This window comes from Haloterrigena sp. KLK7, assembly GCF_037914945.1.
Lineage (GTDB): Archaea > Halobacteriota > Halobacteria > Halobacteriales > Natrialbaceae > Haloterrigena > Haloterrigena salinisoli.
Genome location: NZ_CP149787.1, coordinates 2,597,830 through 2,623,211 on the forward strand (window position 1 = coordinate 2,597,830; position 25,382 = coordinate 2,623,211).

The 25,382-nt window shown below is 66.1% G+C and carries 27 protein-coding genes; 11 read left to right on the forward strand and 16 right to left on the reverse strand.

The annotated features are described in order from the left end of the window. Positions 1 to 59: 59 nt before the first annotated feature. The 5 genes from WD430_RS12745 to WD430_RS12765 all read right to left on the reverse strand — a co-directional run bounded on the left by WD430_RS12745 (position 60) and on the right by WD430_RS12765 (position 4,280). The gene (locus tag WD430_RS12745) at positions 60 to 416 is read right to left on the reverse strand and encodes a hypothetical protein (RefSeq protein WP_339102819.1); all 357 of its coding nucleotides are present in this window, start codon (positions 414 to 416) and stop codon (positions 60 to 62) included. Positions 417 to 508: 92 nt separating this feature from the next. Beyond that, the gene (locus WD430_RS12750; RefSeq protein WP_339102820.1) at positions 509 to 1,987 is read right to left on the reverse strand and encodes a dihydrolipoyl dehydrogenase; all 1,479 of its coding nucleotides are present in this window, start codon (positions 1,985 to 1,987) and stop codon (positions 509 to 511) included. A gap of 155 nt (positions 1,988 to 2,142) precedes the next feature. Further along, the gene (locus tag WD430_RS12755; protein WP_339102821.1) at positions 2,143 to 2,847 is read right to left on the reverse strand and encodes an energy-coupling factor transporter transmembrane component T; all 705 of its coding nucleotides are present in this window, start codon (positions 2,845 to 2,847) and stop codon (positions 2,143 to 2,145) included. 100 nt (positions 2,848 to 2,947) lie between these two features. Next, a complete protein-coding gene (locus tag WD430_RS12760) occupies positions 2,948 to 3,652 on the reverse strand; it encodes an ABC transporter ATP-binding protein (RefSeq protein WP_339102822.1) in 705 nt (234 codons plus the stop codon). A 40-nt stretch (positions 3,653 to 3,692) separates the two neighbouring features. Beyond that, positions 3,693 to 4,280 carry a biotin transporter BioY gene (locus tag WD430_RS12765; RefSeq protein WP_339102823.1) on the reverse strand — a complete coding sequence of 196 codons (588 nt, stop codon included), beginning with the start codon at positions 4,278 to 4,280 and terminating at the stop codon, positions 3,693 to 3,695. Positions 4,281 to 4,782: 502 nt separating this feature from the next. Here WD430_RS12765 and WD430_RS12770 point away from each other — a divergent pair. Then, the gene (locus WD430_RS12770; RefSeq protein ID WP_339102824.1) at positions 4,783 to 9,228 is read left to right on the forward strand and encodes a lamin tail domain-containing protein; all 4,446 of its coding nucleotides are present in this window, start codon (positions 4,783 to 4,785) and stop codon (positions 9,226 to 9,228) included. 103 nt (positions 9,229 to 9,331) lie between these two features. Here the strand turns inward: WD430_RS12770 and WD430_RS12775 are convergent, their stop codons facing one another. Further along, positions 9,332 to 9,622 (reverse strand): hypothetical protein, encoded by a 291-nt coding sequence (locus WD430_RS12775; protein WP_339102825.1) that lies wholly within the window; start codon positions 9,620 to 9,622, stop codon positions 9,332 to 9,334. Positions 9,623 to 9,746: 124 nt separating this feature from the next. Between WD430_RS12775 and WD430_RS12780 the strand changes: the two genes are divergently transcribed. Further along, positions 9,747 to 9,890: a hypothetical protein gene (locus WD430_RS12780; protein WP_339102826.1), complete on the forward strand. Its 144-nt coding sequence runs from the start codon at positions 9,747 to 9,749 to the stop codon at positions 9,888 to 9,890. Between the two features lie 38 nt (positions 9,891 to 9,928). On the opposite strand, the gene WD430_RS12785 is transcribed toward WD430_RS12780, so the two are convergent. After that, the gene (locus tag WD430_RS12785; RefSeq protein WP_339102827.1) at positions 9,929 to 10,399 is read right to left on the reverse strand and encodes a DUF5799 family protein; all 471 of its coding nucleotides are present in this window, start codon (positions 10,397 to 10,399) and stop codon (positions 9,929 to 9,931) included. 198 nt (positions 10,400 to 10,597) lie between these two features. Between WD430_RS12785 and WD430_RS12790 the strand changes: the two genes are divergently transcribed. Continuing rightward, the gene (locus tag WD430_RS12790) at positions 10,598 to 10,771 is read left to right on the forward strand and encodes a hypothetical protein (RefSeq protein ID WP_339102828.1); all 174 of its coding nucleotides are present in this window, start codon (positions 10,598 to 10,600) and stop codon (positions 10,769 to 10,771) included. Positions 10,772 to 10,809: 38 nt separating this feature from the next. Here WD430_RS12790 and WD430_RS12795 read toward each other — a convergent pair whose 3' ends face one another. The 4 genes from WD430_RS12795 to WD430_RS12810 form a co-directional block, all read right to left on the reverse strand. After that, a complete protein-coding gene (locus tag WD430_RS12795) occupies positions 10,810 to 11,310 on the reverse strand; it encodes a gamma carbonic anhydrase family protein (RefSeq protein WP_339102829.1) in 501 nt (166 codons plus the stop codon). 307 nt (positions 11,311 to 11,617) lie between these two features. Then, positions 11,618 to 11,959, reverse strand: a complete 342-nt coding sequence (locus WD430_RS12800; protein WP_339102830.1) for a DUF3006 domain-containing protein — start codon at positions 11,957 to 11,959, stop codon at positions 11,618 to 11,620. Further along, positions 11,956 to 13,089, reverse strand: coding sequence for an MBL fold metallo-hydrolase (locus WD430_RS12805; protein ID WP_339102831.1), 1,134 nt, complete (start codon positions 13,087 to 13,089; stop codon positions 11,956 to 11,958). Before WD430_RS12805 ends, WD430_RS12800 begins: the two co-directional genes overlap by 4 nt. Before the next feature lie 209 nt (positions 13,090 to 13,298). Continuing rightward, on the reverse strand, positions 13,299 to 13,694 hold the full coding sequence (locus WD430_RS12810) for an OsmC family protein (RefSeq protein WP_339102832.1): 396 nt from the start codon (positions 13,692 to 13,694) through the stop codon (positions 13,299 to 13,301). A 248-nt stretch (positions 13,695 to 13,942) separates the two neighbouring features. Here WD430_RS12810 and WD430_RS12815 point away from each other — a divergent pair, with 248 nt between their 5' ends. After that, positions 13,943 to 14,539 carry a metal-dependent hydrolase gene (locus tag WD430_RS12815; protein WP_339102833.1) on the forward strand — a complete coding sequence of 199 codons (597 nt, stop codon included), beginning with the start codon at positions 13,943 to 13,945 and terminating at the stop codon, positions 14,537 to 14,539. 85 nt (positions 14,540 to 14,624) lie between these two features. Here the strand turns inward: WD430_RS12815 and WD430_RS12820 are convergent, their stop codons facing one another. Then, positions 14,625 to 15,347 carry a metal-dependent hydrolase gene (locus WD430_RS12820; RefSeq protein WP_339102834.1) on the reverse strand — a complete coding sequence of 241 codons (723 nt, stop codon included), beginning with the start codon at positions 15,345 to 15,347 and terminating at the stop codon, positions 14,625 to 14,627. 158 nt (positions 15,348 to 15,505) lie between these two features. Here WD430_RS12820 and WD430_RS12825 point away from each other — a divergent pair, with 158 nt between their 5' ends. The 7 genes from WD430_RS12825 (at position 15,506) to WD430_RS12855 (ending at position 22,226) form a co-directional block, all read left to right on the forward strand. Beyond that, complete coding sequence (locus WD430_RS12825; RefSeq protein ID WP_339102835.1) at positions 15,506 to 15,769, forward strand: hypothetical protein; 264 nt, start codon at positions 15,506 to 15,508, stop codon at positions 15,767 to 15,769. Between the two features lie 77 nt (positions 15,770 to 15,846). Next, positions 15,847 to 18,054: an OB-fold nucleic acid binding domain-containing protein gene (locus WD430_RS12830; RefSeq protein WP_339102836.1), complete on the forward strand. Its 2,208-nt coding sequence runs from the start codon at positions 15,847 to 15,849 to the stop codon at positions 18,052 to 18,054. 295 nt (positions 18,055 to 18,349) lie between these two features. Further along, complete coding sequence (locus tag WD430_RS12835; RefSeq protein ID WP_339102837.1) at positions 18,350 to 18,835, forward strand: SHOCT domain-containing protein; 486 nt, start codon at positions 18,350 to 18,352, stop codon at positions 18,833 to 18,835. Between the two features lie 163 nt (positions 18,836 to 18,998). Next, the gene (locus WD430_RS12840) at positions 18,999 to 19,217 is read left to right on the forward strand and encodes a HalOD1 output domain-containing protein (RefSeq protein ID WP_339102838.1); all 219 of its coding nucleotides are present in this window, start codon (positions 18,999 to 19,001) and stop codon (positions 19,215 to 19,217) included. 133 nt (positions 19,218 to 19,350) lie between these two features. Next, positions 19,351 to 20,262 (forward strand): hypothetical protein, encoded by a 912-nt coding sequence (locus WD430_RS12845; protein ID WP_339102839.1) that lies wholly within the window; start codon positions 19,351 to 19,353, stop codon positions 20,260 to 20,262. A 993-nt stretch (positions 20,263 to 21,255) separates the two neighbouring features. Further along, a complete protein-coding gene (locus tag WD430_RS12850) occupies positions 21,256 to 21,600 on the forward strand; it encodes a hypothetical protein (RefSeq protein WP_339102840.1) in 345 nt (114 codons plus the stop codon). Positions 21,601 to 21,965: 365 nt separating this feature from the next. Next, positions 21,966 to 22,226 (forward strand): hypothetical protein, encoded by a 261-nt coding sequence (locus WD430_RS12855; RefSeq protein ID WP_339102841.1) that lies wholly within the window; start codon positions 21,966 to 21,968, stop codon positions 22,224 to 22,226. Between the two features lie 182 nt (positions 22,227 to 22,408). Here the strand turns inward: WD430_RS12855 and mnhG are convergent, their stop codons facing one another. The 4 genes from mnhG to WD430_RS12875 are packed head-to-tail and all read right to left on the reverse strand — an operon-like array spanning position 22,409 to position 25,362. Continuing rightward, complete coding sequence (gene mnhG / locus WD430_RS12860; protein ID WP_339105820.1) at positions 22,409 to 22,774, reverse strand: monovalent cation/H(+) antiporter subunit G; 366 nt, start codon at positions 22,772 to 22,774, stop codon at positions 22,409 to 22,411. Between the two features lie 2 nt (positions 22,775 to 22,776). Next, on the reverse strand, positions 22,777 to 23,070 hold the full coding sequence (locus WD430_RS12865; protein WP_339102842.1) for a cation:proton antiporter: 294 nt from the start codon (positions 23,068 to 23,070) through the stop codon (positions 22,777 to 22,779). Next, complete coding sequence (locus WD430_RS12870; protein ID WP_339102843.1) at positions 23,063 to 23,668, reverse strand: Na+/H+ antiporter subunit E; 606 nt, start codon at positions 23,666 to 23,668, stop codon at positions 23,063 to 23,065. The genes WD430_RS12865 and WD430_RS12870 overlap by 8 nt, the downstream gene beginning before the upstream one ends. Next, positions 23,668 to 25,362, reverse strand: a complete 1,695-nt coding sequence (locus tag WD430_RS12875) for a proton-conducting transporter membrane subunit (protein ID WP_339105821.1) — start codon at positions 25,360 to 25,362, stop codon at positions 23,668 to 23,670. The genes WD430_RS12870 and WD430_RS12875 overlap by 1 nt, the downstream gene beginning before the upstream one ends. Positions 25,363 to 25,382 lie beyond the last annotated feature (20 nt).

The window sequence follows — 25,382 nt, forward strand, 5'->3', positions numbered from 1 at the left end:
TCCGCGCCCGTCGCGCTGGACCGAAGTGCGCCCCGAAAACGGTGCCCTCGATGGCGGCGTCAGTACGTGATGATCTCGTAGTCGTCGTCGACGAGCGACCGTATACTGGGATGGCCGTCGTTCTCGTCGATGCGCACGAGGCCCGCGTCCTCGACTGCGTCGTCGGCATCGAACGCACCGGCGCAGTAGTCACAGACGGCGGCTTCGTCCTGGACGGACTGATAGAGGTCGTGGTAGTCGTGGTCCTCGTCCTCGAGTTCTTCGACCCACTGCGTGCCGGCGCCGTCGAAGATGAGCTCGAGTTCGTCCGCCTCGTTGTCGGCGAACTCCTTGGCCGCCTCGAGGCCGTTGACCAGTCGACCGGTGTCCGAGTGCGATTCGGTGCCCGCGAGAATAACGATGGCTGCGTTTACCATTGCACCTGAACGCAGGCCACCTGCGCGTAAAACGGGCCGGCGACCGTGTGCGTGCAGTGCAATATCGCCGCCGGTACCGCGTACCGCTCCGTCTAGTGGTCGTGATTGTGATCGTGATCGTGACCGCCGCGGGTGAACTGCCCCGAGAACGCCCGCTGGACGACCTCCGAGAGCGCGGGGTGGATATGGACCGACTCGCGGATGTCGCGGACCGTCCCCGAGCCGGCCGTCATCGCGACGACGACCTCCTCGATCAGGTTCGACGCGTCGGGACCGACGATGTGACAGCCCAGGATCTCGCCCTCGAGGGAGACGAGCGGCTTGACGACCCCCTCCGCCTTCATCGCGCTCCCGCGTGCGGTGTCCCCGTATCGGTAGGTCCGCTTGGCGTACTCGCGGTCGGCGGCCCGCAGTTCCCGTTCGGTCGCACCGACGCCGGCCACCTCGGGCGAGGAGAAGACGGCGAAGGGAATCGCCGAGTAGTCGACCGGCTCGAGGTCGTCGCCGAAGAGATTGCGCGCGACGGCCTGCGCTTCGTGATTGGCGTTGTGTTTGAGGAGGTACTCGCCGACGATGTCACCCAGCGCCCAGACGCCCTCGGCGCTCGTCCGCAGGTACTCGTCGGTCTCGACGAACCCCAGGTCGTCGGTCTCGATCCCCGCCGCGTCGACGTTCAGCGTGTCGGTGTTCGGCACGCGCCCGGTGGCGACGAGCAGTTCGTCGCCGGTGACGGTGACGCGCTCGGCCGTCCCCTCCCCGCTCTCGGGCTCCGGATACGGGGTCGGCTCTGCTTCCGATTCCGGTTCGGCGTCGGGATACGGTCGCGCTTCGACGGTCACCTCGCCGTCCGATTCCGAGACCGCGGTCGCCTCGCACCCCGTGTACACGTCGAACCGATCGGCGAAGCGGTCGGTGAATTCGGCGGCCACCTCCTCGTCGGCGTCGGGCAACAGGTACGGTCGCCGCCCGATCACCGAGACGTCACTGCCGAACGTCCCGAAGAACTGGCCCAGTTCCGCGGCGATGTAGCCGCCGCCGATCACGACGAGGTGGTCGGGTCGCTCCTCGAGCTGCAGCGCCTCGCGGCTGGTGAGGTAGTCGACGTCCTCGAGGCCGTCGACCGCCGGGACGCCGGGCCGAGTCCCGGCCGCGACGAGGACCGTCTCCGCGGTCAGGCGCTGCCCACCGTGGTCGTCGCCCGAGAGTTCGATCGTTCGGTCGTCGACGAACCGACCCTCCGCCTGATAGAGATCGTGCCGCGAGGACGACTCGAGCCCCCGGCGGATCGATTCGGAACTCTCCTCCACGTCCTCGTTGACCTCGCGGACGATCTCCTCGAAGGCGACGTCCTCGACCGACGCCTCGATGCCGAACTCCTCGGCGCGCTCGACGGTCTCGAGGACCTCCGCGCGGTACAGCAGCTGCTTCGAGGGGATACAGCCGCGGTTGAGGCAGGTGCCCCCGAGCCGTCCCTTCTCGACGACGGCGACCGACTGCCCGCGCTGGGCGGCCGCGTTCGCGACGTCGAGTCCCGACCCCGAACCGATGACCAGGAAATCGTACTCCTCCATGTCTCGGAGTGGGGCTCCGGTCGTAATGAAGGGCCGGCCGGAATGCACGGAGAATGCACACGCAGTCGGACCTCGACTGAGCGTGCGTCGTGTCGCTAGCGCATCGAACCGGTCGCGGAGAGGGTCGCCGAGACCGAGGCCGACACGCTCGAGCACTACACCAGCGCCGAGAGCGCGAGGGCGACGGCGACGCCGAAGACGGGGTAGTCCAGCCGCGAGAGCGACAGCGCGGGCAGCGTCGGATTCCAGGCGAAACACCGCGCCTGCATGGCGAGCGCGAGGCGATCGGCCCGGTCGAACGCCCGCGAGAGACCGAGCAGTCCCAGCGTGCTCGCCCGCTCGGTCGCGCTGCGCTCGTCGCCCAGCCGCGCCGCCATCGCGTCGCGGATCGTCCGCAGGTCCGCCTGCAACACCGGGAGAAAGCGGAAGACGAGCGCGACGCCGACGCCGAGCAGCTGGCCGGGCTTCCCGGGGATCGTCCGCTGGATCGCGGCTCGAGAGTCCCGGACCGTCGTCGAGCGGACGTACGCCGCGCTGACGAGCAAGACGAGCAGGACGCGGTAGCTCGCCCGCGCGGAGGCGAGGCCGTCCGCGGGGTCGATCCAGGGCGGACCGAACGTGAGCGCCGCGAGCACCGGCGCGAGCGCGAGAAAGCCCAGTGCAAAGCGATAGGCGGAGAGCGTCTCGAGCAGCGGGACTCGAGCGGCGAGCAGGATCGCCGCGGTGACGGCGGTGAGCGCGACCAGCGCCCGTGGGCTCGTGTGGGCCAGCGCGGTCGCGGCGAACCCGAACTGGACGGCCAGCTTCGAGCGGGGATCGAGCCGGTGGGCGAGCGTGTCGTCGGGATCGTAGCTGAGCATCGTCGGTAGCGGTGGCGGTTGCGATGGCGGTGACGGCGACGGCGATCGTCGTCGATAGCGGTAGCAGTGGCAGTGGCGGTGATCGTCGCTCTGCGGGCGGTCAGACGTCCGGCACTCGAACCTCGAGGGCCGACAGCGCCTCGAGCGCGCGGTCGGGCGCGTCGTCGACGGCGACCGCGCCGTCCCGCATGGCGACGATGCGGTCGGCCGGGTCGAGCACGTCCCGGAGGTCGTGAGTCGCGAGCAGGATTCCGGTCCCTTCCCCGGACAGCGCCTCGAGTCGCGAGAGGACCGATCGTCGAGCGGGATCGTCGAGCCCGGTGAACGGTTCGTCCAGGACGAGATGGGTCGGTTCCATCGCGAGCGCGCCGGCGATGGCGACGCGGGACTGCTCGCCCCCCGAGAGCGCGTCGATCCGCTCGTCGCCGCGGCCGGTCATGTTCACGGCCTCGAGCGCGTCCGCCACGCGGCGGTCGATCTCGTCGCGCTCGAGGCCGAGGTTCTCCGGGCCGAAGGCGACGTCGGCGCCGATCGTCGCGGCGACGAACTGGTCGCGCGGGTGCTGGAAGACCATGCCGACGCGCGAGCGGGCGGCGACGAGGTCCTCGGTGACCGGTGTGCCGTCGACCAGCACCGCGCCCGAGTCGGGCGTCACCAGCCCGTTGCAGTGGCGCAGCAGGGTCGTCTTGCCGCTCCCGTTGGCGCCCGCGAGGACGACGAACTCGCCGTCGTCGATGGTCAGCGAGACGTCCTCGAGGACCGGGACCTCGTCGAAGGCGTAGGTGACGGACCGAAACTCGATCATCGCGCCCTCGCTGACGGGGTCGACGGCGTCGCTCGAGCGATCACGATCCGACCGGCTCGAGTCGCCCGCTCTTCACGATCGCGATCGCGGCGGCCATCTTGACCAGTTCGGCGGGGACGAACGAGAGCGCGTAGACGGTGATCGCCTCCCAGGGCTCGAGGGCCTGGAGCCAGGCCGCGTAGGCCGTCCCCATGGCGTAGATGAGGATCGTCCCGGCGACGAGCGCGCCGACGACGATCGGCAGGGGGACGTCGGCGGGGTTCTGGAGGTCGGTGCCCCGGTGAACGACGGCGCCGATCAGCGCCGCCGCGAGCGGGTACGACCAGAGGTAGCCCGCGGTGTTTCCGACGAGGGGGCCGAACCCAGCCTCCATCCCCGAGAAGATCGGGAGTCCGGCCGCACCGGCGGTCAGATAGCAGAGCATCGAGATCGCTCCCCAGACCGGCCCCAGCACGAGGCCGGCGAGGAAGACGAACAGCACTTGTAGCGTGATCGGCGCTGGCGAGAACGGGTACGGGATCGTCACGAATATCGACGCCCCGACCAGCGCCGCCAGCACCGCCGCGCGAGCGAACTGGCGGACGACGTCCCCCTCGACGAGATCGACGGACTCTCGGTTCGTTGCCATACCACACCGATTCTCGTAAACCAAGTTCAACACTTCGGTTTCCGAGACGGGGCCGATCCGCTGTCGTCTCCGCGGAGCGGGACGGATGCCGATCGGGCGGGAGGAGCCGAAACAGTCCGCTTCCTATTTGGAAACAGACACTCCGAGCTGGATCCGTCGCGATCGCGGGCGAAGCGCGTCCGAAATACCCGCCCCGTCGAGAGCGCCGCTCCGGCGGAATACGCCCCGCTCGAGGCGGAGTAATCGTGGATTGTATTCGATTCCTAACCGAAACGACCCGCGGGCCTTATGCGCTCTTTCGCTCCCGTGATAGAAAGCTGATGTCATCCGTACGTAGGCGGTTCGGACCACGGCGCGATCGGGAACCGAGACGAAGCCAGCGATCGACTCGCGAACGGTGGGGACGCGACGGTCGCACGGACCGTTCGAACCGCGATCGCCGCTCGGACCGGTGGGAGCGCAATCGCCGCTCGAGGGGACGGGGCGGCGGGAGCGTCGAGCCATGAATCGGCGTCGAGGAGCGGCCGTTGCAGTGCTCGCCGTCGCCGCGCTGCTGGTCACGAGCGCGGTGGCGCTGCCGCTGCTCGGCGGCGGTGTCGTCCCGTTCGAGGGCAGCGAGAGCGCTCCCGGCGGGGGAGACGGCGAAACGACGGATATCGCCGCTGCAGACAGTGTAGCCGCCAGCCAAGACGATGGCAGCGGAAGTACGGATTCCACCGCCGCGGACGCGGCGGATCGAGAACCCGTGCGTGCGAGCCAGTCGGCCGCGGACGGCGAGTTAGTGTCGTTCGACGCTGCGACGGAATCGGCCACGACCGACGCGGAGGCGACCGCCGACGCTGACGCGAGCGCCTCGCTCGCACAGGAACAGACGACGGCCGTCGAGGCCGGCGTCGACGAGGGGATGGAACTGGCCCAGCAGCAGGGCGTCGAGGTGACCCAGGAACAGCGCGCGGCGGCCGTCGAGGCCGCCAGTCAGTCGGTCGCCCAGCACCAAGCGGCCGACGCCGAGCAGATTCAGGCCGCGACGGCCGGCGCGGTCCACGGCTCGCTGATCCAGTCCCAGGACGCCGAGATCGAACAGCTCCAGTCCGCGATCGGCGGCGCGACCGACGGCGCGCTCGCCCAGTCGCAGACGGTCTCGGCGAGCCAGATGCAGAGCGCGACGTGGGGGGCGACCCACGGCGCCCTCGCGCAGAAACAGCACGCCGACGTCGACCAGATTCAGGTCGCCACGCGCGGGGCCGCAGCGGGGGCGTGCCGGGAAGCGGGCGATAGCGACGTTCGGGACCCCCCGAAGACCCAGGAGGCCGCGCAGGGGGCGGCCTACGGCGTCCTCGAGCAGTATCAGAAGATCACCGTCGAACAGCGCCAGCGGATCACGCTCGAGCACGTCCAGCACGCGGCGGCCGGCGCGTCCGCGGGCGCACTCGAGGGGAGCACCGCGGCGGCCCTCGAGGGCGAACAGGGCCAGGAGATCACCGTCGAACAGCGCCAGCGCGTGAACATCAAGCAGGTGCAGAAGGCCGCCACGGGCGCCGCGAAGGGCGCGCTCGTCCAGCGTCAGGAGGTCACCGTCGAGCAGACCCAGGCCGCGGCCCGCGGGGCGGGCAGGGGTTCGCTGACGCAGCTCCAGACCGTCAGCGTCGAACAGGTCCAGCGGATCTCGATCAGCCAGATCCAGGAGGCCTCCTTCGGCGCGGCCAAGGGCTCGATTTACCGGAGCCAGTCGGCCACGGTCGAGCAGATTCAGGCGGCGGCCGACGGGGCCGCGGGCGGCGTGCTGGTTCAGCACCAGGAGATTTCGATCAGCCAGATCCAGTACGCCGCGGTCGGCGCGTCCCAGGGAGCGATCGAGTCGGCGGTCCAGTACCAGATCGCCGATATTCAGCAGATTCAGGCCGCCGCGTTCGGCGCCGGCGAGGGGTCGGTGCTCCAGCAGCAGGTCGTCGATATCACGCAGGTCCAGCGGCTGGCGTCCGGCGGTGCCAGCGGCGCGCTGAGCCAGTATCAGTCGGCGACCGTCGAGCAGATCCAGATCGCCGCCAGCGGCGCCACGCAGGAGACGGCCCGCGTCGTCCAGTACCAGCGGATCAGCGTCACGCAACTGCAGGTCCTGACCCAGGAGACCGCGTCCGACGCCACCGCGTACGCGGTCCAGCAGGAGATCGACGATATCACCGAAATCAGGCAGTACGTCGAGGACGCGGCCGAGGATCGCGCCGACGAGATCGACGAACTCGAGGGAACGGCGTCGATTACGTTCGCCGACCGGGAAGGCGACGGCGAGACGGTCGCCGTCGACGAGGTCGACCTCTCGGAGGGCGGCTTTGTCGCGATCTACGCGGCCGACGCCGTCGCCGATCCGGGCGCCGTTCTCGGGACCTCGAGCGCCCTCGAGGCCGGGACCCACTCCGACGTCGAGATCGACCTCGAGGAGCCGATCGAGGAGGACCAGCCCCTCACCGCAGTGGTCCACCACGATACGAACGACGACGGAACGTTCGAGTACGGCGATACCGACGGGGCGGAGGACGTCCCGTACGTCACCGACGCCGGCGTGCCGGTGCTCGATACGGCGTTCGTCTCGGTCGGCGACGAAGTACAGGGACCGCAGGAACCGGCCGAGCCGAACGCGACGCTCTCAGTGAGCGATCAGACCGGCGACGGCGAGACCCTGACCGTCGACGAAGCGAGCGCGACCGTCGACTACACCGTAACGGCGACGGCCAATGAGTCGACGGCCGAGAGCCAGTCCTTCGAGGCCAACGAGACGGTGACGGACCTCGAACTCGACCTCGAGCCGCCGCTCGAGGCAAATGCGACGGTCGACGTGGCCGTCATCGACGAGAACGGGACACCTCTCGAGAACGAGACGGTCGAGTACGCGGTCGACGGGGCGGGCGACGATGTCGCCGACAACGCTGACGAGGCCGAGGGAATGCTCGCGGTCACGGACTACGAAATCGACGTCGGCGAGGGTAACGCCGGAGACGAATACGTCACGATACAGAATAACGGCGACATCGCGATCGATCTCTCCGGCTGGACCATGCAGGATCGCTTCGAAGACGGCGTCGTCGATTCGCTCGGCTGGGAGCCATTGACGTTCCCGGATGGCTTCGTCCTCGAGCCCGGTGAGGAAGTAACGATCGTAACAGGTCCAGGCAACGACACCGCTGATACGCTCTACTGGGGCCACGAGTCGCCAGTCTGGAATACCTCCAGCGACGAGGTCATCGTTCTCGACGAAGACGAAGATGTCGCCCTGCAGGAACAGATCGAAGCCGACCAGCCGAACGAATCGGCGGCCACGCTCAACGTGTCGGATCAGACGGGCGACGGCGAGACGCTCGTCGTCGACGAGGCGAACGCGACCGTCGACTACCGGGTCACCGCGACCGACGAGAACGGCACGCAACGCGGGGAGAGCGATCTCTTCGAGGCCAACGAGACCGCCGAACTCGAGTCGCTCGACCTCGAGCCGCCGCTCTCCGAGAACGCGACGCTCGAGGTCGCCGTCACTGACGAGAACGACACGGCACTGGCGAACGAATCCGTCGAGTACACGGTCGACGGCGATCCGGCGACGTTCGAGGCGACGTTCCCCAGTTGTTCGCAGGCCGAGGTGACCGGTTCCTTCGAGGAGGGCGACACGATCATCGTCGGGACCGCGTTCTACGAGAGCGGCGGCTTCGGCAACTCGATGGGCGAGTACGCCGTCACCGTCGGCGAGGACGTCCCGGCGCCGTTCGAGGGGACGCTCACCTACGAGACCGGTGACGACTTCACCGTCGCCGAGACGGCCGACGGCGCGACCGTCACGGTCCCCGAGGGCGATACGGGCGCCGTGATCACCGGCTTCGCGTCGCCCGACGCGACGCCGGGATCGATCGACCACCCGAACCCCAATGCGAGCGAGTGCCTCGAGGAGATCCGACCCGAACGGCCGAACGTCAGCGTCGCGGAGACGACGCCGACCGCGGACGGCATCGCGGTCACCTTCGCGTACGAGAACCCGAACAACGAATCGCTGGTGGTCGGCAGCGAGTTCGTCGAGGGGACGACCGCCGACGAGCCGCCGTCGGAACTCGAGCCCGGCAACGACTCGTTCACCGTCGACTGGACTCCCGAAAACGACAGCGAACGACTCGTCTGGGAGGTCGACATGAGCAACTACGACTACGAGGAGCCGCTGACTGCCGAAACGCCGCCGGCAGGCGAGATCGATTCGACCGAACCCGCCGCGTTCAACGTCTCGATCACGGAGGCGAACGGTTCGGTCGAAGCGGGCGAGCCCCTCGAGGTCGACGCCGCGATCGAGAACACCGGCGGAGAGAACGGCACGCAGGACGTTCAACTGGCGATCGACGGCTCGGTCGTCAACGAGACGCCCGTCTCGCTCGAGCCCGGCGCGTCGGAATCGGTCACGTTGACGGCCGACACGACCGACCTCGAGCCCGGCGACTACCCGGTCACGGTCTCGAGCGAGAACGAGACCGCTGAGACGACCGTGACGATCGAGGAAGCCGAGCCCGCGGAGACGCCGACCGGCACGGAGTCGACGACCGACGGACCAGCGGACGCGGAACCGACTGAGGAGGGGCCGTCGGAAGCGGAGCCAGCCGAGGAGGAACCAGCTGAGGAGGCGCCGACGGAAGCACCTGCCGAACCGTCAACGGAGGAACCGACCACGTCTGAAGACAACGTCTCGTCGGAATCGACGGATTCGGCCTCGACGACGAACGGTTCCGAGTCCGACCCGCTGGCACCCGAGACGTCGCCGGAAACGGACACAGCGGCGGAGGAATCATCGACAGAATCCGAACCGGAAGCGCCGACGGAACCGGAGACGACCGAATCGCCCGCCGGAGCGGACGAGCCGTCCGTCTCCGATGAATCCGGTTCGGGAGCCGACGCGAACGACTCCGCGGTCGCTACGGAGTAACGACGGCAGGACGGAAGCGGAGCGCTACCGATGCGTTCGTCGTCTTCGAAAAACACCTCGAGTCGATCGCGATCGATCGGCGACTCGAGCGCAGTGGTCGCGGTTAGTGCTGGTGGCCGGTCGCTTCGCCGTAGGTCACGCCGAAGCGCTCCTCGAACAGGTCCATGATGCGGGCTTCCTGGGCCTCGAGTTCCTCGTCCGCCTCCTCGCCGTGGTGGACGATGTGGTGTGCGCGGCTGGCGAAGGACAGCAGGGTGACGTCGCCGACCGTCTCGGCGTCGGTCTGGTCGCCTTCCGCGACGAGGTCGAGGAGTCCGCTGGGGACCGTGACTTCGTCTGTCGTGCCGTCGTCGGCGCTGATCTCGAAGGTCGTCGTGTCGACTTCCTCGGTCATACCCCTACCGTAGTGAACTGTCCCTAAAGATGCTGTGGCTTGTATCGCAGCGGGACGGGGCCTCATGCTCCGGGTCCCTCCCTACCCCGTGGCGTTTTTGCTGATCGCCGTCGAAGCGTCTCGTATGCCATCCGTCGAACTCGAGGAGGAGACGATCGAGCGACTGGATGCCCTGCGCGTCGACGACGAGTCCTACGACGAGCTCGTGAACGAACTCATCAACATCTACGAGACGAGCGAGTACACGCTCTTTCACGCCGGCGACTGATCGGGCCGCGACCGGCGCTCGATCCGATCGTCCCGCCGCTACTCGTCCGCGGCGGCCTTCCGAACCGACTGCCACCGTCCCTCGGACTCGAGGTGGGACTGGAGTTCCTCGGCGTACTCCTGGGCGAGCCGCTCGGCCGCGCGTCGCTTTTCGGCGTGGTCGTCACCGCCGTCGTCGCCCAGCCCGAGGGCGCCCATGATCGAGTCGAAGACGCCGCCGCTCGAGGAGCCGTCCTGATTGCCCGCGCCCGGACCCGGACCGCCCATTGCGCCCATGCCGCCGCTGGGAACGTTCTCGAGTTCGGGGATGACCTGCTCGACCTGCTCGGTATCGGCGACGAGCCGCGCGCTGTCGGGATCGTCGGGGTCTTCGATCTCGAACTCCGTGGCGGTCATGATCAGGCTCCACTGCTGGTTGGAAAACTGCGAGTCCGCGATCCGCGAGGAGAACTGCTGATCGACGGTCATGCGGGCACCGACGATCCGGTCCGTCCACGGTGAGTCGCTCATGGCTCTCGCTTGGGACGGCGGCTGTATCAGCGTTTTCATCGGGTTCGCGCTCGGGTCACCGGGAGACCTCGGACGACACCGTTCGTCGCCTGCGTCGTCCGTGGTCCCGCTCACGGCGAGCATCCGCTACGACGAGCGTCCAGTACGGAGATAGAACTATGGCGTGCGGGCGGCCACGTCAGGTGAAGAGCACGTAGCATGGATCAGCTCACAGCACACCGTCTCAAGTTGGCGGTCGGGATCGCGATCCTCGCCGGCGGATTGCTCTGGATTGCGGTCGACGGACGAACGACGAGGAACACCTTCGTGGTCATCTGCGGTATAGGAACGCTCGTCGAGGAGCAGTACCGGTGGAGCAAAGCTGGCTCGTAGCTGACTCTCGGGACGGACGGTCCTCGAGTCCGACCCGCTCAGTCGAGTCGCTCGGCCGTTTCGGCGTACCGCCGCGAGAGTTCGACGTATCGGTCGGCCGTCGCCTCGAGGTGGGGGTCGTCGATCTCGGTCTTCGGCTCGGCGGGCGCGCCGGCGACGAGCGTCGAGGGCGGAATCTCGGTCCCCTCGGTGACGACGCTGCCGGCCGCGACGACGGCGCCCTCGCCGACGCGGGCGCCGTCGAGGACGGTCGCGTTCATCCCGACCAGGGCGCGCTCGGCGACGGTCGCGTCGTGGACGATCGCGCTGTGACCGACCGTCGAGTAGGGCTCGAGTGCGGCGTCCTCGTGGAGCACGGCGTTGTCCTGGACGTTGGCGCCCTCGCCGACGACGATCCGTCCGTGATCGCCCCGCAGCGTCGTGTTCGGCCAGACGCTCGCCTCCGCCTCGACGACGACGTCGCCGATGACGACCGCGGCCTCGTCGACGTACGCCGAGTCGGCGACCCGCGGTTCCGTTCCGTCGAACGATCGTAACATGCTCGCGTCTGCTTCGAGCAGCGCCTTGAACCTACTCATCGGCGGGGAGACCGTATCGCGGCCCGCTCGTCAGGGGCGGACGAAGTACGATCACGACGTTCGGAACGTTCAGTCCCAACGTATTTTGGCGTCACTGCTATTTACAACTCGGATGAAGAGGTAACTGCAGCGGCATTCACTCCCGATCGAAGGCACCCCGCTGCTGTGTCATCCCACACATCCCGAACCACCAGTGGGGGTTTTCACCCCCGACACCTGCCTTCGTTCCATCTCTCCGACCACACTCACCCGAGAGCGCCGCGCTCGACTACTCGTCTGAGAGGCGCTCGGAGAGTCGATCGAATCGATCCTGCGCCTCGTTCCGTCGGTCCCGCTCGAGCGACGGGCGATAGCTCACCGACTCGAGGTCATCGCCTGCCTCGAAGCGGTCGTCGTCCGCCTCGAGACTGTTATCGTCGTCCGCCTCGAGACTGCCGTCGTCGTCCGCGAGTTCGACGTCGAAGACGGCGCCCTCGTGCCGGCCGTCCTCGGGGAGTCGCCCGACGTCGAGGACGCGCTCGTCGACCACCGTTCCGTCGTCCTCGAGCAGGAGCACGGCCGTCTCGCCGTCGACGATGCGGTCGAGGACCGCGGTGTAGTGCTCGGTCATCGCGCGGGGATACGCGGCGCGGCACTATCAACCACCGGTGCGGGCGGGTGTCCGAGCGACGCGTGCGGCTGGATCGATACCGGCTGCTCGGGCGACGACGATCGCTCGGACGGCGACGGCTGCCCGGGCGCCGCTTCCGACAGCGATTCGGCGTCCGACGTCGACTGAGCCCCCTTCTTTCGCTCGAGCAGCGCCGCCGGATCGGTCGGCCCCTCGGTCTCGGTCGTCACCGCGACGTCTTCGCCGTCGGTCTCGAGGACGACGTCGCCGTGGACGCCGGTCCAGTAGGTCTCGACGTCGCGGTCGGTGAGGGCCGCGAGCACCTCGTCGTGGGGATGGCCGTACTGGGAGTCGAGCGCGCTCGAGATCACCGCGATCTCGGGGTCGACGGCGTCGAGGAACGGCTCGCTCGAGGAGGTCGAGGAACCGTGATGACCGGCCTGATAGGCGTCGGCCGCGAGGGCGTCGCCGCGCTCGTCGACCAGTCGCCGCTCGGTCCCGTCCTCGATGTCACCTGTCGTCAGATACGAGAACTCCCCGTACTCGACGCTGAGAACGGTGCTGTAGGCGTCGATGTTGCCCTCGTCGTCGTCGGGCGGGTTCAGCACGGTCGCGTCGACCGACTCGTCCTCGAGGGGCAACCGATCGCCCGCGGCGACCTCGAAGAGCCTGACGTCGTGGTCCTCGATCGCGTCGAGGTAGCGCTCGTACGTGGCGCTCGTGGACGCGACGCCGGGATCGTAGACCGCGCCGACGCCCTCGCCGCGCTCCTCGAAGTGCTCGATGACGGCCGCGTGACCGCCGACGTGGTCGGCGTGGCCGTGGGTCGTGACGAGGTGGTCGATCCGGTCGATGCCCTCGTCCTCGAGGTGCTCGATGACGCCCCGTCCGTCGGCCTGCCAGGTGCCCGTATCGATCAGCACCGTCTCGCCGGCGGGCGTGACCAGCAGCGTCGAGTCGCCCTGTCCCACGTCGATGTGGTGGATCTCGAGGTCGCCGTCGACGTCGTCGGTGTCATCGCCGTCGCCGGGGTCCTCGGATCCGTCGCTCGGAACGAACCCGACGAGACACCCCGACAGAACGAGTAGTCCGACGACTGACACGGCTACGAGACCGCGGTGGCGTCGCATACCCGCTCCGACGACCCCGCGGCGTATGGTGGTTCGGATCGTTCGGCCGCCGCTACTATCGCTCTCGGAAACGTATCGCGTACACGAGGTGACACGCTGCGTCCCTCGAGCGGACGTCGTTTCGGATGTGAGTCGGAATCGACGTTCGAACGGTCGAACCGACAGAAGAATCGCGGATTCGATATCGAGACTGCTCGTTTCGCGGCCCGTTAGACGGCGTCGCCCTCGAAACTCGTCTCCGCGTGGAGACTGTCCTTCAGCGCGTCGTGGACCTTGCAGAGCTCGAAGGCGCGCTCGATGACCTCCTCGCCGGTGTCCTCGTCGACGTCGCCCTCGACGCGGATGTCGAACTGGACCGACTCGAGTTTGTCGTCGTCGTTCAGATCGCCGGTGATGTCGATCTCGATCTTGCCGAGGTCGCCGGCGTCGCGCTGTTGCGCGCCGACGCGCAGCGCCGGTACGTAACAGGAGCCGTACGCGGCCAGCAGCGCCTCGAGCGTGTCCGGCGCGTCCTCGCCGTTGGCGTCGATCGTCGTTTCGAAGTCGCGGATCTCGTTCGTCGCACTGTATCCCTCCTCGGAGACGGTGGTGACCTGCTTCGCCATAGCACTCGAGTCGTCCACGGGCGGTGCTGTAAACGTTTGGTGGTGCGATCGCCGGGACGGCGATCGCGAACCCGCGTTTCGAGCGCGGGCCGCCGATCGGACGGTCGCGTGGCGGTCGGGTCTCGGCACCCTGCGTTTGCAGCGCGATCCGATTTATCAGTTCCCGCGAAAGATTCGCGGACGAACGATGGTCAGTTCCGATACGCGACCGGCGAACGAGCACGACGGTATCGTCCCTCCGAGTACCGATGGTTGACGTCACCGGTCACTTCGGCATGGCGCTGCTGTTCGCCGCACCGGCGTGGATGCTCTGGGGCCGGCGAGGGGCGCTCGGATTCACGGCGTTTACGCTGGTGACGGCGATGCTCCCGGACGTCGATCTGGTCCTGCAGGGCTACCTCCCGATCACCCACCACGGCGTGACGCATACCCTGCTGTTCGTCGGGGTGACGAGCGCCCTCGTCGGGACGGTCGCCGCCCGGTATCTCACCGACTGGTTCAACGACTATCGCCGCATTCGGAGCACCCACATCACGGCCGAAACGGTGTTCGTCTTCGCGACGGCGGGACTGATCACCGGCGGCGTCAGCCATCTGTTCGCGGACGTCCTCTCCGCGCCCGATATCGCGGCGCCGCTCTCGCCGTTCTGGCCGGTCTATTCGGAACCGGTGATCGTCGACGTGATTTACTACGACTCGCCGGTCTGGAACTTCGGACTGCTCGCCGTCGCCGTCGGCCTCCATCTGGTGCTGGCCCGATACGAACGCTATCCGCTCGAGACGCGCTACCGAATCGGCGGCCGCTCCGAGGGCGATACCCAATACGGCGCGAGCGGTAACGATTGAAGGGCGCGGCACCGGTCACCGTCCCGAAAAGATCGATTCGCGGTGATCGACGGTCTCGTCGCCGGCCGACGCGCCGGCACTCACCTCAGATCTCGTACGTCTCGTCGCCCTCGAGCGCGACGACCTCGGCGTCGCTGCCGGTGCCCGCGACCTCGCTCTCGAACTCCTCGGGATCCTGCTCGATCGGCGGGAAGGTATCGTAGTGTTGGGGAAGGGCGACGTCGACGTCGAGCCAGTCGACGGCGATGGCGGCCTGCTGGGGCCCCATCGTGAAGTGGTCGCCGATCGGGACCGCGGCGACGTCGGGCTCGAGATACGGGCCGATGACCTCGCGCATCTCGGTCATCAGCGAGGTGTCACCGGCGTCGTAGAAGGCCGTCGACTCCTCGTCTTCGACCTGCGTCGGTTTCGTGTCCGAGACGACAAAGCCGGCGGGCATCCCGCCGCTTTTGTCGTTCTCGGTCATGATCCCGTTTGTGTGGTCGGCACGGACCATCGTGACGTACGCGTCGCCGCACTCGACGGTGCCGCCGAGGTTCATCCCCATCCCGCCGACGGCGTCCTCGAAGCCGAACTCGTCCTCGCAGTAGGAGACGAGCTCCGGCGTCGCGACCAGCGTCGCGTCGGAGAACTCGCCGGCGTGGGCGATGTGGTCGGCGTGGCCGTGCGTCAGCAACACGTAGTCGGGCGCGTCGATGTCGGCCGGCTCGAGGTCCGTCTTCGGATTGTCGAAGAACGGATCGATCAGCAGCTCCGTCTCCCCTACGGTGACGTGCCACGTCGAGTGGCCGTGCCAGGTGACTTGCATTGCGTGCGACCGATTGGGTCGAATGCAACTTAAAGGTGGTCGAGCCGGTCGGTTTCGGATCGTCGATCGGCGAATCGAACCGCCGAACACCGAACACCGCGCGACCGCGCCGCCGTTCAATGCCGTGCGGTTTTTTAGCCGGGGCTCGTACGGCGACTATGCTCTCACTGACGCTCGAGGACTTCATGGTAGAGCTGAACGACGGATCGATCAAGAACGTCGGTCCGGCGAACAAGTCGGCGACGGTCAAGATGTTCGACGTCGAGTCCGCCGAGGCGCGGGAGTTCGGCGACAAGCGCGTCAAACTCGTCTTCGAGGACGAGGACGGCAGCGAGGTGCAGGTCTCGCTGTTCCCCGAGGACGTTCGCAAGCTCGCGAGCGACATCGAAACGCTCGAGGAGGAGTCCCCGGCCTTCGACTGAGACCGGTCGGTAGCGGTCGCCGAGTACCGAACGCATTTCGACAACCGTTTTAGGACGAAACCGCTTGGTTCGAGTAGATGGGTAACTGTATCATCTGTGGCACAGCTGTCGACGGTGAAATCTGCGAGAGTCACGAGGAGGACGCGGTCTTCGAATTTCGCGGCACGTCCGCCTCGGAACTCACCCCCGGTCGCTACTACCGGGGCGTCGTCGACGGCTACGCCGACTTCGGTGTCTTCGTCGACATCGGAGACCACGTAACCGGTCTGTTGCATAGAAGCGAACTCGATCGACGACTGGAGAGCCTCGACTGGGAGTCCGGCGACGAGGTCTTCGTCCAGGTGCTCGACGTTCGAGACAACGGCAACGTCGACCTCGGCTGGTCGATCCGCCAGCGCGAACGCGAGTTCCGCGGGCACCTGATCGACACGGGCAGCGACGAGGTCCGTCCCGAGGAGCTCGAGGACGACACCGATTCCGGATCAGCCGCCGATTCCGGGTCCGAACCCGAGTCCGGGTCCGAATCCGACACCGACGCGGGAGCCGAATCCGGCACCGATACCGAATCGGAACCGAGCGAGGATCCCGCCGCCGGCGACCTGCAGGCGGCCGCCGACGACACGGGGCCGTCCGACGACACCGGCGCGCCGAACGCGAGCGAAACCGTCGCTGCCGGCAGCGGCGGCGTCGCTACCGAGACGGCCGCGACCGGCTCGACGGCGGCGACCGACGACGCGGCCGACGCCGAACCCGAGGCCGAACCGGCGCTCAAGCGCACGACGGTCGAGGCCATCGAGAACCAGGTCGGCAGCGTCGTTCGCCTCGAGGGCGAGATCACCGGCGTCCGCCAGACCAGCGGTCCGACCGTCTTCGAGCTCCGCGACGAGACGGCCACCGTCGAGTGCGCCGCGTTCGAGGAGGCCGGCGTCCGCGCCTACCCCGACGTCGACGTCGACGACGTCGTCGCGCTCGAGGGCGAAGTCGAGCGCCACCACGGCGACCTCCAGATCGAAACGGAGACCCTCGACGTCCTCGAGGGCGAGGACCGCGAGGCCGTTCGCGACCGCCTCGAGGAGTCCATCGAACGCGAGGCCCGACCGGCCGAGATCGACCTGCTGGCCGACCACGACGCCGTCGCCGCCGTCGAGGACGGACTCTCCGACGCCGCGACCGCGATCCGACGCGCCGTCGTCGAGGCCCGCCCGGTCGTCGTCCGTCACGGCGCGACCGCCGACGGCTACGTCGCCGGCGCCGCCATCGAACGGGCCGTCCTCCCGCTGATCCGCGAGAAGCACACCCGCGAGGACGCGGAGTACCACTACTTCGAGCGACGCCCGCTCGACGGCCGCGTCTACGACATGGACGCCGCCACCAGCGACGTCACCTCGATGCTCGAGGCCCGCGACCGCCACGGCGAGCAACTGCCGCTGGTGGTCGTCGTCGACGCCGGCTCGACCGAGGAGTCGATCGACGGCTACGACCTGCTCTCGCTGTACGACGCCGAGACGGTCGTCATCGACGACAGCCGCGCCGACGAGGAGATCACCGACGCCGTCTCGGTGGCCGTCGCGCCGTCGCTGACCGGTGCCGACGTCACCGACCTCACGTCGACGGCGCTCGCCGCGAACGTCGCCGCCCACGTCAACGGCGACGTCCGCGACGACCTCGTCCACCTCCCCGCGGTCAGCTACTGGGACGACACCCCCGAGGCGTACGTCGACCTCGCGACCGAGGCCGGTTACGACGAGACCGCGGTCTCGGACCGGCGGGAAGCCGTCGCCCTCGAGGCCTTCTACCAGTCGTACAAGGACAAGCGCGAACTCGTCATCGACCTGCTGTTCGGCGACGAGGAGACGGGTCGAAACGGCGATCTGGCCGCCCACGTCTCCGAGCAGTTCCGGGCGAAACTCGGAACCGAACTCGAGACGGCCCGGGAGAACTTAGAGACCGAGGACGTCGACGGTGTCACCGTCGCCGTGCTCGACACCGACGCGTTCACGCATCGGTACAACTTCCCGACGACGACGCTGCTGCTCGACGCGCTCCACCGTCGACAGCGCGACGAGGGGCCGTTCGTGACCCTCGGCGTCGGCGACGACGAACTGCACGTCCGCGCGACCGAGTCGCTGAACGTCCGCGCGCTCGGTGCCGCGATCGACGACGCGGTGCCCAACGCGGGGGTCAGCGTCGTCGGCGGTCAGGACGGTCACGTGGAGTTCCTGCCCGGTGAACGCGACGCCGTTCGCGAGGCCGCACTCGAGGCGCTCGGCGAGACGCTCGCGTAACACGCGCACTTCTCCGCTGTCTCCGACGGTCCGTAGCGGCGGCGCCGTTTCTGGCCCCAGTACTGTGAGAACAAGCGTTCTGCTATCGTGGCAACAGGGAATAGCCACACCCTCCCCAGCCGATTCGCTCACTCACTGCGTTCGTTCGCTCATCCCTCGCACGACGTCATCGACCGGCCTCGCGTTCGCTCGGCCGGTCGATAGCGCGCGCCATCGCATACGTTGTGTCACTCAGCCTCAGCCGGGAATCTCTCGGACCGATAACGTATTTCCGGTACCGATCGAATGGACGCGTATGGACGGGAGCGAGGGGACCACTCGCGGGCGTACCGGGGACGATCTGGGGACGCGACTCCGCGAGAACGCGGTCGGCATCGCGTCGATGCTCGTGACGGGGATCTGGCTCGCCGGGTTGCTCACCGGCCAATCGTGGTGGCTCCCCGTGCTGATCGTCGGCTACGCCGCCGTCATCCCGATCGTCGCGACCCTGTTCGGCGACGAGGAGGATCGCCGCGAGTGGGCCGACGAGTACACGACGGCCGAGACGAGCGCCGAATCGGCCGCGGACACTGCGGATACGGACGCTCGAGACGCCCTCGAGACCCTCCGCGAGCGCTACGCCGCCGGCGAGTTGACCGACGACCAGTTCGAGCGCAAACTCGAGCGGTTGCTGGAAACGGGAACGCTCGAGGACGCCGACGAGTGGGTCCGAGACCGCGAACGCGGCCACGACCGCGATCGAGGAACGGACAGAGAGAGCGACCTCGAATACGAGCGCTGATGCGACTCTCGCAGTGATATAGCACTCTCTTTATTCGGAAGAACACGCGAAATCCGATATCGGGGCGGGGAGAAGAATCACGAACGATCACAGACCCGCACCTTTGATCATCGTCTACTTTCATTCGCGCAGCGCTTATAAACAAGAGCAGCGAAGGACTGCTATGGGGAATCTCATCCAGCGTTCACAAACACAATTCGTTACCGAGATTGTGACGAGAGTGTCCGAGATGGAAGGGACCGACCCTCTGGACTTGCCACCGCTCTACGACAGTATCGATCCCGAGGCGCTCGACCGGCTCGCCGATTCGAGTGATATCCGATTCGAATACGCGGGATACAGTATCGCGATTGAGAACGGAACGATCGCTATCGATCAATAAGCACACACAGTTACCGTTCAATACAGGGGGCACAGAGATCGTTCGTAATCGGAGGATCAAATCCTGATACGGAGAGAAGGTGGAGAGAGGCACCACACCTTTTCCGGCCGACCAGTAAAGTCCCAATCAACGAATGGACGACCGATTCAGTCGATGGTTGCTCCTCTCAGGGGATCGGTTCAGCGTCGCCACTGGGATACTCTTCGCCATGGCTGTGGTGGTGCTTATCCCTCTCTTCTCTCGGTTCGCCATCCGCAATCTCACGCCGGTGATCTATATCGCAAGCGCACTGGTCGGGGGGAATATCACGCTCATCACCCTTGTGGTCGCGATCAACCAAGTGATTCTCTCCCAGGAACTGAAGTCACCGGGGTCGCTCCGAGACGAGATCGACCAATCAGACGACTATCGGCAGGCAGCACTTGACCAGCCGGCACCACCGACCGATCCAGCCGACTTCCTGCAACAGCTCCTTCAGCAGACCCAAGAACGCGCCAGTTCGCTCGCGGACTTTCTCCCTGACTCGAGCAGTGAACCGGATACCCACCTTATCGATGAGCTACCGAAGGAATGTGACCAAATCGGCGAGGAACTCGGAACGGGATCGGATAAGCTCTCTTCGGTGATCGTTCCCCTCCTCGGTATCGAATACGCGACCCACATTCACGAATGTCATCAGCTTGAATCGGCTTACGAGGGGGATGAGCATGACCAGTTGCTCTCCACGCTCGATGCCTTGAGCGCGGATTTGAAGAATCTCGATATCGCTCGACAGTACTTTACGACCGCGTTCATGAAGGAGGAACTCGCACAGCTCTCTCGCTCGCTCCTGTATGTCGGTGTGCTGGCGATTTCGCTCCCAGTCGCGTTACTCATCCAGCTCGCTACCTTTCCCACGGCGGCTGCCCCTATGCCAATGCTACTCGTTTTCACACTCCTGACGGCTGTGGTTGGTCTCATCCCTCTTGCGCTCCTGATAGCGTTTATTCTCCGGGTAGCAACAGTGGCCCAGCATATCGCGTCAATCACCCCGTTCATGACGTAGCGACAACCGCGACTGGGATCGATTTCGTCGCCGTACGGGAGGACGAGGGAGTTGTATCACGCTTACCAAGAGAGAAGACATCAGATTGTTAATAGCACGGCTTTCGATCAGTAAGCAGGTGTAGTGATTTCCAATCTCGAGTTCCGAAACAACGTGGCGGGCACTACCATCATAATCGACGAGTCGATCGGCGACCAGCTGTCAGGCTCCTCGCGATAATTCTGGATCGACGTCTTCGTAGTGCACGCTAAACTCTGTCAGTGAGACGGCCTCGAGCAGGTTGTCGCGGCGATCGTTTAGAGGTATCACTGCCGCTGGTCGCGGCTTCCACTAAAAAGTCTCGGTGATCCTCTACAGGGGCACGTGAAAACGCCGGGGATGGCCGGCGTCGGAGCCCCCCTCCGACTGGTCAATGGGTGAATCGGGGAGGGGGTGGCGACCGAGGATGCAGTGTCAGATGGATGGGTGACGGTGGAACGATCCTCGATCAGTGGCGGGCGTTTCCGAATGTCTCAGTTCGGACGGAACGAGTGGGAACGGCTCTCTTCCGTTCGCCCGCCGACTGGTGCTTCCAACCATTGGCAATTAAGTCTGTTGGCTCATTGACTTGATCCCGCGCGGCCCTTTCCGAGACGGTCAATACGCGCGATTTCTGAACTCGAGTGTAATCCGTCACCATCCTACTCGCAATGCTGCGTAGGGATACTGCCCGATTCGATCACTCAGATTCGCACGTTCCCGTGAGAACAATCGGCAAAAGACGCCACTATCAGATTACGGGTATAGCATCTGTGGCCTCGAGTCGGTCGCAAGGAGAGGTACAGAGGCCGCTGCAGATATCGAACCGAACCGCTGCAGATATCGAACCGAACCGCTGCAGAGTTGCGTTCGGTGCCCGATTTAACCGGCATCCTTGAATGTGCAAGTGAAACCGGAAATACTACAACGCACTGAGACCACAAAATATTCAACAGATTGCGCAATTGGCATCATATGTATACTATAATGATAGGACTATTCAACAGAGGTGCGACCGGTGAACGCGAGACGACCGAAGTCATTGATGCTGGGGAACTCTCGTTCGATGAGGCTGGCCTCGAGACACCCGCTGAGTTCATCGGGTACGAAGGAAGTCTCGTCGTGAAACTGCCGTCATATCACAAACTGGTAACCGATATTGGAGCGATCGATGAAGAGACGAAACTTGCGAATACCTTCCCGGATACTCCCGACTTCGTGACGCGGCAGTATTGTCCAACCGGATACGTTCAGATCTATCCGAAAGGCGAACAACCGCGTCAATACCGTGTTCTCGATGAGCGAAACGGGGATGAGTGACGAGAGTACATGACTCCGATTCAATCGGATCGAGTTAATGGGGCGTTCTCTCTTTAAGTGGTTCTGATCACAAGGTGAAGCTATGACGGAAGGACGCCGTTCTCCTCCTCAGTATCCTTACCTCCGAGAGAGTTAGCTTAGCAGTAGTTGGAAAGACGATTTCTTTCTTCAAAGTTGGTCAGGAAACCCGCGCTCAGTACAGGTGAGGGATGTACCGCTCCGAATTGTAACCTCTCCGTTTTCTATCAGGAATAGTGTCCTGGATACAAATGCTAAATTCAGCGCGTATATCGAGTCGATTCGAAAATCAAGGATAAAATAATGGGTGGTGAAAACTTATTAGTTATGATACAATTGGATGTAATATGGACGCAGAAGGCGGTGGAATATCTGGACTCGGAAGCGAGAGTACGGAATACGAGTCGGAGTCTTCAGAGGAAGTCCTCCAGTCGATGGGATACAGACATAGTGAAGCCGAAATAGACAGGACGAATGGGAACTCTACAGGTTCTTGGACTGAAGTCCTCCAGCAAGTCATGATCCTGGCACTGGTAGGATTCCTCGGGGTTTCCTTCGCGTACTTCCTCCTAACAGGGATATTAGCTATCTTTGGTGTGAACGTCTAGTCGCCGTTCAGTACGTCGGTAATCTCGTCCCCGTCTCGATGAAGGTGACGCGCTCGTAGCTACCGCCTCCTGTTCATCCCATTGCATAGTCAGAGACGTTGTCTGCGCATCCCTAGTTACCGGGTCGAACGCTTCATTCTCACACCGAGTTCCGGATACCAAAACCGTGTGACAAACGACCGTTAATCGTCGGACTGCTCGGTGCGCTCGGATCGATCGGATCGGTCGACGGCACCGGGATCGGGCCAGGTGACGCTACCCTCGAAGAGGACGCCGATCTTCTCGGCGGCGCGGGCGATCATGTGGGCGCCGGTCGGGACCGTCAGGAAGAGGAAGACGATCCCGATGAGCGCGGTCAGCCCCTCGTTGCCGGGGCCGAACTGGACGAAGCCGGCGAGGAAGATCGCCGCCGTACCCAGCGTCGTCGGCTTGCTCGTCGCGTGCATTCGGTTGTAGACGTTCGGCAGGCGGAGCATGCCGATAGTGCCGACCGCCAGGAAGAAGACGCCGACGACGATCAGTCCGATGACCAGCCACGCTCGGATCATCATCAGTCGATCACCTCCCCCTCGGTGACGAACTTGGCGCCGGCGACCGTCGCGATGAAGCCGATGATCGCGAGCACCAGACTGACCGTGATGAAGAGGCCGCGGTCGGTCTGGACGGCGAAGAGGACGGCGATAGCGACGACGTTCGTCGCGATAGCGTCCAGCGCGACGACCCGGTCGGGGTTCGTCGGCCCGCGGATGACGCGGTAGCTACAGAGCACGCAGAGGGCGCTGACCACGATCAGCGCCCCGCGAACGACGGCGTCGAGCAGCGCCGGATCGGCGGCTTCACTCATCGTCCTCACCTCCGCGTTCGTGGCCGGGCCTCCTGTCTCTTTCCCCGCCGGAGACGACGATCCGCGGTGCCGGGTCGTCGGGCGAGGCGTCCTCGTCGAACATCTCGAGGGCGTAATCCTCCCACCGCCGGATCGGCGCGACGATCGCCTCGGGATCGCGGCCGTCGACGGCGTGGACGTACAGCGAGTTAGTCTCCTCGTCGTGGTCCAGCGTGACCGTCCCGGGCGTGATCGTGATGCTGTTGGCGATGGTCGTGACCGCCAGATCGGTTTCGACCCGCAGCGGCACGAGGATCACCTCCGGTTGGATCGGCATCCCGGGCGAGAGCACTCGGTAAGCGACGTCCAGGTTCGCGCGGACGATTTCCCAGAGGAAGGTCGCCAGATAGAGCCCGGCGGCGGGAAGCGCACGCACGCCTCGGGCGACGTCGACCCGCTCGATGTACAGCCGTCGGAAGACGAACGCCGTCGGGAGGCCGACGACCAGCCCGAAGAGGAACTGGCCGAAGAGCGCCGACGGCGACAGCGACGGTCCGCCGACGAAAATCCAGAGGACGGCGAAGACGACGCCGGCCAGCGGCCAGGTCTTGATCCGCATCAGTGCTCACCCCCCTCGAGTTCGCCCGGTTCGACGGGATCGACGGCCTCGATGTACGCCTCGCTGTCCAGCGCGGCCGACGCGGCGGCGTCGGCGAACTCGTAGACGGGTTCGAAGCCGACGCCGACCGCGACGATGGCCGTCGCGAGGGCGAGGACGACGCCGACCTGCACGGCGTCGACGGACGCCGCCTCGACGGCGTCGGTCTGGGCCCCCCAGAAGCTCCGGTTCCACGTCCGCGTCGCGTAGGCGATGGTCAACAGGGAGCCGACCAGCAGGAGGACGAGCAGCGGCGCCGACTCGGCTCGAGCCGCCGCGTCGAAGACGAGGAACTTGCCGAAGAAGCCCGACAGCGGCGGGATGCCGACGAGCGCGAGCGAGCCGACGAAGAAGCCGATCGCCAGCGGCGGGGACCGCCCCGCCAGCCCGCCGAGATCTGAGAGCCGGCTCGTTCCGGTCGCCGATCGGATGGCGCCGACCGCCAGGAACAGCAGTCCCTTCGCCAGCGTGTGGTTGAGCGCGTACACCAGCGTGGCGACGATCGCGAGGTGGCGCAACTCGGCGCTCGCGGTCGTCGCCGCGATGGCGACCGGGAGGGCGATGAAGCCGACTTGCCCGATGCTCGAGTAGGCGAAGACGCCCTCGATGGAGTCCCGGCCGACGGCGCCGATCCCGCCGACGAGGATGCTGGCTGCGGCCATGACGAACAGGACCGCGCCGATGAACGCGAGCGGAGAGTCGCCCGCGATGACGGTTCCGACGCCCGGCGCGGCGAGTTCGACCGGGACGTCCGCGTCGGCGAGGACGGTAAACGAGAGTCGGATGATCGCGTAAATGCCGACCTTCTTGGTCGCGCCGGCCAGCAGCGCGCTGATCTGTGGCGGTGCGGCCCGGTAGGCCGTCGGGATCCAGAACTGGAAGGGGACCAGCCCGGCCTTGATCGCGAACACCGACAGCAACAGGGCGAAGAGACCGACGACCGGCGCGGGCTCGAGCCCGTAGGCTCCGGGGTCGGCGAGTCGCTGCGAGAGATCGGCCATGTTCAGGGTCCCCGTCGTCGCGTAGATACCGCCGACGCCCAGCAGGAAGACGGCGCTCGCGAGCAGGTTCAACGCGACGTACCAGAAGGCCGCGCGGGTGTGCTGGGGGCCGCCGTAGTAGGCGACGAAGATGTAGCTGGCCATCAGCATCACCTCGAACCAGACGAACAGGTTGAACAGATCGCCGGTGAGGAAGGCACCGGTGACGCCCAGCGCCAGGAAGTGAAACAGCGGGAAGTAGTAGCTGCGCCGGTCGATCTCGGGCAGCACGCGCGTCGAGAAGACCAGCGACGCGATCCCGAGGATCGCGACCATCGTCAGCATGAACGCGGAGAGGCCGTCGACGACGAGCGTGATTCCGAACGGCGCCGGCCAGTCGCCGACCTGGTAAGTCGCGACTCCCGGCGCGTCGGGCGCGAGGACGACGTACCAGTCGATCGCCGCGACGACGACCGCGTAGGCCGCGCCGCCCGCGAGGCTCACGCCGATTCGGAGCCGCGGCCACCGGCCGAGCAGCAGGCTCCCGACGGCCGCGACGAGCACGACGAGCATCGGCGCGATCACCAGTTCCGATTCGGAGCCGACCGGCAGCGCCGCGAGCGGCGTCGTCGGCTCGATTCCCGCACCCGTTGCCAGCGTCGACTCGAGTCGCATCATTGTCGGTAGGAGCGGCG